This window comes from Azonexus sp. (assembly GCF_036170495.1).
In the GTDB taxonomy this organism is placed as follows: Bacteria; Pseudomonadota; Gammaproteobacteria; order Burkholderiales; family Rhodocyclaceae; genus Azonexus.
The window spans coordinates 1-3,831 of record NZ_JAVHPH010000204.1 but is presented as its reverse complement, the minus strand read 5'-3'; the positions used below and the strand labels follow the sequence as shown (position 1 = coordinate 3,831).

Below are 3,831 nucleotides of genomic sequence, written 5' to 3'. Positions count from 1 at the left end.
GCCGTCCAGCCGCCAGAACGTTTCCGGCGTTGATAATGTACGCGTGGTCGCAAATACCCAGCGTCTCACGGACGTTGTGGTCAGTAATCAGGACGCCGATTCCGCGCTCCTTGAGAAAACGGATAATTTTCTGGATTTCGAGCACAGCAATTGGATCGACGCCGGCAAATGGCTCGTCAAGCAGAATGAAGCGCGGATTGGTCGCCAGCGCGCGGGCGATTTCGACGCGCCGCCGCTCGCCGCCCGACAGGGCCGAGGCATTGACGTGGCGGACATGGCTGACGTGCAGTTCGGCGAGCAGGCCCTCGAGGCGATCGTTCAGCTCGGCTTCGGGCAAATTGAGCAGTTCAAGGATGGCCCGGATGTTTTCCTCGACGTTAAGCTTGCGGAAAACCGAGGCTTCCTGCGGCAGATAGGAGAGGCCAAGCCTGGCCCGGCTGTGCATCGGCAGATGAGTCAGACGATTGTCGTCGATATAGACTTCGCCGCCATCAGCCGCGACCAGCCCGACGATCATGTAAAAACAGGTGGTCTTGCCAGCACCGTTCGGGCCGAGCAGGCCGACAACTTCGCCGGACTTGACCTCGAAGGAGACATCTTCGACGACAGTGCGCGCCTTGTAACGCTTCTTGAGATTGTGTGCCGAGAGTTTGGCTGCCGGCATGTTCATTCATCCACTCCCTGCATGGCGCGCCGGATGGCGTCGTTGGAAAAACCACGATATTGCAGGAAACGCATCTGTTTGCCACGCTCTTCGGCAGTTTCCGGCGGTCGACCGAATTTTTTGGCCCAAATGACCCGGCAACGCTCGGTTTCATCACCGGCTTCGGGCAGTGCCGTGGCGATGTCGGCATCGCTGACGCCTTGCTGGCGCAATTCCTGGCGCAGTCGCGCATCGCCGTAACGTCTTCCCCGCGCGGCAACCCGCTGCGTGGCATAACGACAGTCGGAAAGCAGGCGTTCGGCCTGCAGTGCGTCGAGCACCGCCGACAGCTCCTCTGCCGATTCGGCGTGCGGTGCAAGCTTGGCCTGCAAGCCGGCCCGGCTGTAATCACGCCGGGTCAGCAGTTGCAGGGCGCGGACGCGCAGGTCAGGCATCGGCCTTGGCTGCCTTGACTGGCTTGATAACGGTCGTGCTGGCAGCCTCGCGGATACCGGCTTCGATTTCCTGCGAGATTTCCGGGTGTGCCTTTAGGAATTCACGGGCATTGTCCTTGCCTTGGCCGATTTTTTCGCCCTTGTAGGCATACCAGGCGCCGGATTTTTCGACCAGCTTGTGGGCGACGCCCATTTCGACCACTTCGCCCTGACGGGAAATGCCTTCGCCGTAGAGGATGTCGAAAATGGCTTCGCGGAAGGGCGGGGCGACCTTGTTCTTGACGACCTTGACCTTGGTTTCGCTGCCGATGACTTCGTCGCCTTTCTTGATTGCGCCGATGCGGCGGATGTCGAGGCGAACCGAAGCGTAGAACTTGAGGGCATTGCCGCCGGTCGTCGTTTCCGGCGAGCCGAACATGACACCGATCTTCATGCGGATCTGGTTGATGAAGATGACCAGCGTGTTGGTCTTCTTGATGTTGGCGGTGAGTTTGCGCAGGGCCTGGCTCATCAGGCGGGCGTGCAGACCGACCATCTGGTCGCCCATTTCGCCTTCGATTTCAGCGCGTGGGGTGAGGGCGGCGACCGAGTCGATGACGATGATGTCGACCGAGCCGGAACGGACCAGCATGTCGGCGATTTCGAGGGCCTGTTCGCCGGTATCGGGCTGCGAGATGAGCAGCTCGCCGACATTGACGCCGAGCTTCTGGGCATATTGCGGATCGAGCGCGTGTTCGGCGTCGATGAAAGCGGCGACACCACCAAGCTTTTGCATTTCGGCAACGACCTGCAGGCAGAGGGTAGTCTTGCCGGAGGATTCCGGGCCGTAGATTTCAACGACGCGGCCGCGCGGCAGGCCGCCGACGCCGAGCGCGATGTCCAGACCGAGCGAGCCGGTGGACACGACCTGGATGCCTTCGTCGATTTCGGCGTCGCCCATCTTCATGATGGAGCCTTTGCCAAACTGCTTTTCGATCTGTTGCAGCGCTGCGGCGAGCGCCTTTGCCTTGTTATCGTCCATGGTGTTACCTCGGAAATTTGAGCGGATTATGGCACAGGGGCCAAAGATGGAATAGAAATTGCTGAGTTTGATCGACAGGCTGATTGTTGCGGATATGCCATCGGCAGCCATCAATTTCACTGATTACACGGAGCAGACGAGGTATATTCCCAGCCCACTCTGTCTTAACCTAAATACTGTGTATAAATACAGTACATTTACCATGGCCGCTTGGCAAGAAAATTCTGCATTCAAATCAAGGCTCGGCAAGCTGCTGTTCTGCATTTGGCTGGCCGTCAATGCGCCGCAGAGTTTCGCCAAACCAGCGCCGTGGTACTGGTGGGCGAGCAGGTCGACCGACCACCGGGTCTGCGCGCAGACCTCGCCCGGCGCCGGCTGGTTTCGCGAGAGCACGGCGTTCAGGGACAGCGGCTGCAGTATCCGGGTGCAGCCATTTTGACGGCCTATTGTCCGTCGCCGGACAATGGCCTTTCCGTCATTTACGTCGATAACGAAATCATCGTTGTCGATAAGCCGGCCGGGCTGCTCTCCGTCCCGGGGCGCGGGGAGGGCATGGACGATTGCCTGGCGTCGCGCGTTCAAGCCCGTTATCCCGATGCGCTGATTGCCCACCGCCTCGACATGTCGACTTCCGGCCTGCTCGTTCTGGCGCGCGGTGCGGAAATGCACCGGCAGCTATCGCGCTTCTTCCGCGAGCGCCAGATCGACAAACGTTACGTCGCCGTCGTTTACGGGCAAATGGCGGAGGAAAGCGGCGAGGTTGAGTTGCCGCTCATCTGCGACTGGCCGAATCGGCCGCGGCAGAAGGTCGATTTCGAGATCGGCAAGCCGTCGCTGACCCGTTTTCGCGTCGTCAGCCGCGACCCGGACGCCAATACAACGCGGGTCGAACTGGAACCGGTGACCGGTCGCTCGCACCAGTTGCGCGTCCATATGGCCTCGCTTGGTCACCCGATTCTCGGCGACGATCTTTATGGTGGCGAGGCGACGGCGCTGGCCGATCGACTGCTGCTGCACGCCATGGATTTGGGCCTGTTTCACCCGTTGACCGCAGCAGCCATCCAATTTCATTCCGACGCCCCGTTTTGACGCGGCGAAACGGCGCAACGACCGTATAATTTTCGCGTTTTGAACCTTTTTTCCGGTTGACCGCAGGATCATGCTGATCTGGTTCGTCGTCCTCTACCTGATGGTGTCCATCGGCATCGGCCTGTTTGCCGCGACCCGCGTCCATAGCGCCAAGGATTTCGCCGTCGCCGGCCGCCATTTGCCGCTGCCCGTCGTCACCGCCACCGTCTTCGCCACCTGGTTCGGGGCCGAAGCCGTCTTCGGCGTCTCCGCCACCTTCGTCAAGGATGGCCTGACCGGCGTTGTCGCCGACCCGTTTGGCTCGTCGATGTGCCTGATCATCGCCGGCGTCTTCTTCTCGCGGAAGCTCTACAAGCTCAACATCCTGACGCTGGGCGACTATTTCCGCCTGCGTTACAACCGCACGGTCGAGGTGCTGACCACGCTGTGCATCGTCGCCAGCTACCTCGGCTGGGTATCGGCCCAGATCAAGGCGCTCGGGCTGGTCTTCAACGTTGTCACCGCCGGCTATGTCAGCCAGACGGCGGGCATGGTCCTCGGTGCCGCCATCGTTCTCACCTACACGACCTTCGGCGGCATGCTCTCGGTGGCCATCCTCGATTTCGTCCAGATGGGCGTCATCA

6 protein-coding genes are annotated in these 3,831 nt (G+C 60.6%); 3 read left to right on the top strand and 3 right to left on the bottom strand.

Annotation, left to right across the window (positions count from 1 at the left end; translation table 11 throughout):
• From lptB to recA, 3 genes are all read right to left on the bottom strand, one after another.
• The coding region (gene lptB, locus ADADOO_RS06815; RefSeq protein WP_511276123.1) for an LPS export ABC transporter ATP-binding protein at window positions 1-670 on the bottom strand (670 nt) is incomplete at its 3' end.
• Window positions 667-1,098: a recombination regulator RecX gene (gene recX, locus ADADOO_RS06810; RefSeq protein WP_511276122.1), complete on the bottom strand. Its 432-nt coding sequence runs from the start codon at window positions 1,096-1,098 to the stop codon at window positions 667-669. The genes recX and lptB, both read right to left, overlap by 4 nt.
• Window positions 1,091-2,119: a recombinase RecA gene (recA, locus tag ADADOO_RS06805; protein ID WP_511276120.1), complete on the bottom strand. Its 1,029-nt coding sequence runs from the start codon at window positions 2,117-2,119 to the stop codon at window positions 1,091-1,093. The genes recX and recA overlap by 8 nt, the downstream gene beginning before the upstream one ends.
• A 58-nt stretch (window positions 2,120-2,177) precedes the next feature.
• Here recA and ADADOO_RS06800 point away from each other — a divergent pair, with 58 nt between their 5' ends.
• The 3 genes from ADADOO_RS06800 to ADADOO_RS06790 form a co-directional block, all read left to right on the top strand.
• Window positions 2,178-2,558, top strand: coding sequence for a hypothetical protein (locus tag ADADOO_RS06800; RefSeq protein ID WP_511276127.1), 381 nt, complete (start codon window positions 2,178-2,180; stop codon window positions 2,556-2,558).
• Entirely contained in the window at window positions 2,552-3,208 is a 657-nt protein-coding gene (locus ADADOO_RS06795) for a pseudouridine synthase (protein ID WP_511276125.1), read from the top strand. Before ADADOO_RS06800 ends, ADADOO_RS06795 begins: the two co-directional genes overlap by 7 nt.
• Window positions 3,209-3,278: 70 nt before the next feature.
• Window positions 3,279-3,831, top strand: a 553-nt coding sequence (locus ADADOO_RS06790; RefSeq protein WP_511276118.1) for a sodium:solute symporter family transporter, incomplete at its 3' end; no start/stop codon positions are given.